This window comes from Pseudomonas sp. AIG, assembly GCF_977020205.1.
Window position 1 is genome coordinate 1 of sequence record NZ_CDROCK010000103.1, and the last position, 6,014, is coordinate 6,014.

Annotated in this window: 5 protein-coding genes; all 5 read left to right on the forward strand. The window is 60.2% G+C overall.

The window, feature by feature from the left end; genetic code table 11:
* Positions 1-286 precede the first annotated feature (286 nt).
* The 5 genes from lon to cmoB all read left to right on the forward strand — a co-directional run bounded on the left by lon (position 287) and on the right by cmoB (position 5,902).
* The gene (lon, locus tag ACWR1S_RS30480) at positions 287-2,704 is read left to right on the forward strand and encodes an endopeptidase La (protein WP_454566094.1); all 2,418 of its coding nucleotides are present in this window, start codon (positions 287-289) and stop codon (positions 2,702-2,704) included.
* Between the two features lie 267 nt (positions 2,705-2,971).
* Entirely contained in the window at positions 2,972-3,364 is a 393-nt protein-coding gene (locus ACWR1S_RS30485; RefSeq protein ID WP_007916811.1) for a protease inhibitor I42 family protein, read from the forward strand.
* Positions 3,365-3,366: 2 nt separating this feature from the next.
* A complete protein-coding gene (locus ACWR1S_RS30490; RefSeq protein WP_454566095.1) occupies positions 3,367-4,005 on the forward strand; it encodes a lysoplasmalogenase in 639 nt (212 codons plus the stop codon).
* A 200-nt stretch (positions 4,006-4,205) separates the two neighbouring features.
* Positions 4,206-4,949, forward strand: coding sequence for a carboxy-S-adenosyl-L-methionine synthase CmoA (gene cmoA, locus ACWR1S_RS30495; RefSeq protein ID WP_007916813.1), 744 nt, complete (start codon positions 4,206-4,208; stop codon positions 4,947-4,949).
* Positions 4,946-5,902: a tRNA 5-methoxyuridine(34)/uridine 5-oxyacetic acid(34) synthase CmoB gene (gene cmoB, locus ACWR1S_RS30500; protein ID WP_454566096.1), complete on the forward strand. Its 957-nt coding sequence runs from the start codon at positions 4,946-4,948 to the stop codon at positions 5,900-5,902. The genes cmoA and cmoB overlap by 4 nt, the downstream gene beginning before the upstream one ends.
* Positions 5,903-6,014: the final 112 nt, after the last annotated feature.

Consider the following 6,014-nt stretch of genomic DNA (forward strand, 5'->3'; position numbering starts at 1 on the left):
GAGCCCCAGCGAGCGGGCCGCACGCAGGAGCAAGCGTTTTTTTGCTTACTTTTTTGAGGCGTTTGTCAAAAAAGTGAGTCGCCGTCAGGGCGAAACCCTAAGCCGCCATCACCGAAAAAACGGATATACACACCCAACACCCCCAACATGGTCGGCCCAAAGGCCGCCAAGTCCAAAGCGTGAACCCTGTCAAAACCCTGAACACACAATCAGAAACACCGCCCCCCATTGAAACCACCCAAGCCCTGCCCCATCTAAGACCCATATCCCATTGCGCAGGTGCCCCATGAGCGACCAGCAAGAATTCCCGGAAAACCCCGACGACTACAGCGAAGCCGAACACATCGAACACACCGCCTCCGGCAAAGGCCTCGCCCTGCCCGGCCAGAACCTGCCGGACAAGGTCTACATCATCCCGATCCACAACCGCCCGTTCTTCCCGGCCCAGGTCCTGCCGGTCATCGTCAACGAAGAACCCTGGGCCGAAACCCTCGAACTGGTCAGCAAATCCGAACACCACTCCCTGGCCCTGTTCTTCATGGACACGCCTCAGGAAGACCCGCGCCACTTCAACACCGACGCGCTGCCGCAATACGGCACCCTGGTCAAAGTCCACCACGCCAGTCGCGAAAACGGCAAACTGCAATTCGTCGCCCAAGGCCTCAGCCGCGTACGCATCAAAACCTGGCTCAAACACCACCGCCCACCGTATCTGGTCGAAGTCGAATACCCGCATCAGCCCACCGAGCCGACCGACGAGGTCAAGGCCTACGGCATGGCGCTGATCAACGCGATCAAAGAACTGCTGCCGCTCAACCCGCTGTACAGCGAAGAACTGAAAAACTACCTCAATCGCTTCAGCCCCAACGATCCGTCGCCACTCACCGACTTCGCCGCCGCCCTGACCTCCGCCACCGGCCCCGAACTGCAGGGCGTGCTCGACTGCGTGCCGATGCTCAAGCGCATGGAAAAAGTCCTGCCGATGCTGCGCAAGGAGGTCGAAGTCGCGCGCCTGCAAAAAGAGATCTCCGCAGAAGTAAACCGCAAGATCGGCGAGCATCAGCGCGAGTTCTTCCTCAAGGAACAACTCAAGGTCATCCAGCAGGAACTCGGCCTGACCAAGGACGACCGCAGCGCCGACCTCGAACAGTTCGAGCAGCGCCTGGAAGGCAAAGTCCTGCCGGCGCAGGTGCAGAAACGCCTCGAAGAGGAAATGAACAAGCTGTCGATCCTCGAGACCGGTTCGCCGGAATACGCGGTGACCCGCAACTACCTCGACTGGGCGACTTCGGTGCCGTGGGGCGTGTACGGCGACGACAAACTGGACCTCAAGCACGCGCGCAAAATCCTCGACAAACACCACGCTGGCCTCGACGACATCAAGGATCGCATCCTCGAATTCCTCGCCGTCGGTGCTTATAAAGGTGAGATCAGCGGCTCTATCGTGCTGCTGGTCGGCCCGCCGGGGGTGGGTAAAACCAGCGTCGGCAAATCCATCGCCGAATCCCTTGGCCGACCGTTCTACCGCTTCAGCCTCGGCGGCATGCGCGACGAAGCCGAGATCAAGGGCCACCGCCGCACCTACATCGGCGCGCAGCCGGGCAAACTGGTGCAGGCGTTGAAAGACGTCGAAGTGATGAACCCGGTGATCATGCTCGACGAGATCGACAAGATGGGCCAGAGCTACCAGGGCGACCCGGCCTCGGCGCTGCTGGAAACCCTCGACCCGGAACAGAACGTCGAATTCCTCGACCACTACCTCGACCTGCGCATGGACCTGTCGAAAGTCCTCTTCGTCTGCACCGCCAACACCCTCGATTCGATTCCGGGTCCGTTGCTCGACCGCATGGAAGTGATTCGCCTGTCGGGCTACATCACCGAAGAAAAAGTCGCCATCGCCAAGCGTCACCTGTGGCCGAAACTGCTGGAAAAGGCCGGCGTGTCCAAGGGCAGCCTGAGCATCAGCGACAGCGCACTCAAAGCCTTGATCGACGGTTACGCCCGTGAAGCCGGCGTGCGCCAGCTCGAGAAACAAATGGGCAAACTGGTGCGCAAAGCGGTGATGAAACTCATCGACGACCCGAAAGCGGTGATCAAGCTCGGGCCGAAAGATCTGGAGGCGTCACTGGGTCATCCGGTGTTCCGCAACGAACAAGTGTTGTCCGGCACCGGCGTGATTACCGGTCTGGCCTGGACCAGCATGGGCGGCGCGACTCTGCCGATTGAAGCGACGCGAATTCATACGCTCAACCGTGGCTTCAAACTCACCGGGCAACTGGGTGATGTGATGAAGGAGTCGGCGGAGATCGCCTACAGCTACGTCAGCTCGCACCTGAAACAGTTCGGCGGTGATGCGAAGTTCTTCGACGAAGCCTTCGTCCACCTGCACGTACCCGAGGGCGCGACACCGAAAGACGGCCCAAGCGCCGGCGTGACCATGGCCAGTGCGTTGTTGTCTCTGGCGCGTAATCAGCCACCCAAGAAAGGCGTGGCGATGACCGGCGAACTGACGCTGACCGGGCATGTGCTGCCGATTGGCGGGGTGCGTGAGAAGGTGATTGCGGCGCGGCGGCAGAAGATCTTTGAGCTGATTTTGCCGGAGCCGAATCGGGGGAATTTTGAGGAATTGCCGGATTATTTGAAGGAAGGGATTACGGTGCACTTCGCGAAGAAGTTTGCGGATGTAGCAAAGATCCTGTTCTGACAGACAGCCCCTCATCGGAACGCCGCCCAGCCCTCTCCCACAGGGAGAGGGAGCCGACCGAGTTGTCTTGCGCTATACATCGACCTGAAACACCGAGTCGATTATGGATTCAATGATCTATTTCAGGTCGGTGGACTTCTGGAAAATCCCCCGGTCAGTCCCCTCTCCCTCTGGGAGAGGGTTAGGGTGAGGGCCGCCACTGTCACACTTTGTCTCATCTTCAGTTATGCTCGCCGTTCGTCGTGAACGCCCGGAGCCGCTGACCTTATGTCCCCCACTCGCCTGTTTCTCCCCCTCGCCCTCTCGCTGCTGGCCGCTTGCGCCACGCAACCGAAACACAACGTGACCGTGGAAAAACAAAGCGAATGCCCTGTGCGGCTGACCAACGGGCAAAACCTCATCATCATGCTGCCAAGCAACCCGACCACCGGTTATCGCTGGGCTATTCAGGATTCCGCCGGCGGTGTGCTGCGTGCACTCAGCCCGGAGGTCTACAGCAATCCGGAAGACGCCGGCGTCGTCGGTGCAGCAGGTCTGTCGACCTGGCGTTTCCAGGCCTTCGCCCCCGGCACCGGGCGTCTGCGCCTGACCTCGCAACAACCGTGGGCACCGGAAGTGTTGCCGGTAGAAACCTTTGACTGCGCCATTTCGGTGAATTGATCGTGGGCTGGCTGATTCTGGCGCTGATGGGCGCGGTGACCTTTCTTTACGGCGTCAGCACCCATGCGGCGCTGCTCTGCCTGTTGGTCAAACCGCTGCCAGTGCTGGCGTTGCTCGGCTGGCTGCACGATGCGCCGCCCAGCGACTATCGGCGCTGGATCAGTCTCGGGCTGATTTTCTCGTTACTGGGTGATGTGTTGCTGGCGTGGCCGGGCGATCTGTTTGTATTCGGCCTCGGTGCGTTTCTGGTCGCGCATCTGGCGTATCTGAAAGCTTATTTGAGTGACTGCAAGCGTCTGGCGATTCTGCCGCTGGTACTCGCTCTCGGTGTTGGCGCGGTATTGCTGGGGATTTTGATTTCCAGTGGACTCGGGCCGTTGCTGTTGCCGGTGATCGTTTACGGCACGGCGATCAGCGCAATGCTCTGGCGCGCCCTCGCCCGCCTCGGCACCGATGTGCCCAAGCGTTCGGCGCTACTGGCGGCGGGCGGTGCGCTGGCGTTTGTGTTCTCCGACAGCGTGATCGGTATCGACCGTTTCGTCGCCCCTTTCCACGCCGCACCTTACGTCATCATCCTGAGCTACTGGCTGGGCCAGTGGGGCATTGCCGCCTCGGCGTTCTCCCAGACTAAACGGATCTGATCGTTCCCACGCTCCGCATGGGAATGCATCCTGTGACGCTCCGCGTCACTTACGCAGGGACGCAGAGCGTCCGGGGCGGCGTTCCCACGCAGAGCGTGGGAACGATCACTGGCAAAAAAGCGCTTTATCAGACAACCCAAGCATCCCCGCGCCCTTTTGGCTAAAATGCCGGCCTTTCCACCGACACCGCCGGAACCGCCGTGAGCAAAGAACCCGATCGTATTTTCGCCAAGCCCTTGGCCCAGGTGCCTGACTTCGCCTTCAACGAAGACGTGGTACGGGTGTTCCCGGACATGATCAAGCGCTCGGTGCCGGGTTACCCGACCATCGTCGAAAACCTCGGCGTGCTCGCCGCGCAGTTCGCCCAGCCGAACAGCGTACTCTACGACCTCGGCTCATCGCTGGGCGCGGTCACTCAAGCGCTGCGCCGTCATGTGCGCACCGACGGTTGCCGAGTGATCGCTGTGGATAACTCGGCGGCGATGGTCGAGCGCTGCCGCGAATACCTCAACGGTCAGGATTCGATGTTCCAGGAGTTGCTGCCGGTGGAAGTGATTGAAGGCGACATCCTCGCCCTCGACTTCCAGCCTGCCTCGGTGGTGGCATTGAACTTCACCCTGCAATTCATCGCCCCGGATCAGCGTACCGCGTTGCTCTCGCGCATTCGCCAATCGCTGCTACCGGGCGGCGCGCTGATTCTGTCGGAGAAGCTGCGATTCAACGATGCCGAAGAACACGCATTGCTGACTGATCTGCACGTCGCGTTCAAACGCGCCAACGGCTACAGCGAACTGGAAATCGCCCAGAAGCGCAGCGCCATCGAAAACGTCATGAAGCCCGACAGCCTCGAAGAACACCGCGAGCGCCTGCTGGCCGCCGGGTTCTCGAAAGTCGTGCCGTGGTTCCAGTGTCTTAACTTTGCCTCGTTGATTGCCTTGCCATGATTGATCTGTCCCCCCTCGCCCGCCGTCTGGCTGGCACGCCGCTGGCCGAATGGGCCAACACCCTGCAGCGTCAACTCGACAAGAAAATGGAGAAAGGTCACGGCGACCTGGAGCGCTGGCAAAGTGCGCTGGACGCCTTGCCGAAGATCCAGCCGAGCGAAGTCGATCTGCTCAACGGTTTGAAACTCGACACCGATTGCGACGCTGAAACCCGCGCGCAGATGCATACCGCGTTGATGGGCCTGTCGCCGTGGCGCAAAGGGCCGTTCGATTTGTTTGGCGTGCACGTCGACACCGAATGGCGTTCGGACTGGAAATGGTCACGTGTTGCGCCGCATCTGGATCTGCAGGGCAAACGCATCCTCGATGTCGGTTGCGGCAATGGCTATTACATGTGGCGCATGCTCGGTGCCGGCGCTGACAGCGTGATCGGTGTCGATCCGAACTGGCTGTTCTTCTGCCAGTTCCAGGCGGTGCAGCGTTATCTGTCAGAACCGAATGCCTGGCACTTGCCGTTCCCGTTCGAAGACCTGCCGCCGAATCTGGAAGGTTTCGACACGGTGTTTTCCATGGGTGTGTTCTATCACCGCCGCTCGCCGATCGAACATTTGCTGGCGCTGAAGGATTGCCTGGTCAAGGGCGGCGAACTGGTGCTGGAAACGCTGGTGGTCGAAGGCGACAAGCATCAAGTGCTGGTGCCGGAAGATCGCTATGCGCAGATGCGTAACGTGTGGTTCCTGCCGTCGGTGCCGGCGCTGGAGTTGTGGTTGCGTCGGGCCGGGTTCAGCGATATTCGTTGCGTGGATGTGAGCACAACAACCGTTGAAGAACAACGCGGGACTGAGTGGATGAAGTACCAGTCGCTGAGCGATTTCCTTGATCCGGAAGATCACAGCAAAACGATTGAAGGATTGCCGGCGCCGATGCGCGCGGTGATTGTCGCGAAGAAGTAATCCAATCCCTCAAACACCGCGGTGAGCCCACCCCTCACCCCAGCCCTCTCCCCAAGGAGAGGGAGCCGATCTTTTGGCTTTTCTAAACTTGAGTTCGACTCGCTAACTCAGG